Genomic DNA, 249 nt, shown 5'->3' on the forward strand with positions numbered 1-249 from the left:
CTTAGATTAACACACCAAGTGCAACGCTAATTAATATTATAGAACGCCTGCATAGGCGTTTTAAACCCTAAGCGTTTTCTTGGTCTGTTGTTTAGTTTGTTCTCAATGTCCTGTATTTCATTATCAGAGACTTGTCTAAAGTCACAGCCTTTAGGCAGATACTCTCTGATCAAGCCGTTGGTATTTTCGTTGGTTCCTCGCTGCCATGACGCATAAGCATCGGCAAAGAAGAAAGGGCTAAAGAGCTTT

1 protein-coding gene is annotated in these 249 nt (G+C 41.0%); it reads right to left on the reverse strand.

The window, feature by feature from the left end; translation table 11 throughout:
* Positions 1 to 26: 26 nt before the first annotated feature.
* Positions 27 to 249: IS30 family transposase (locus CXF58_RS01420; protein ID WP_145989788.1), on the reverse strand; the 223-nt coding region annotated here is incomplete at its 5' end.

This window comes from Psychrobacter sp. Sarcosine-02u-2 (assembly GCF_002836335.1).
In the GTDB taxonomy this organism is placed as follows: Bacteria; Pseudomonadota; Gammaproteobacteria; order Pseudomonadales; family Moraxellaceae; genus Psychrobacter; species Psychrobacter faecalis.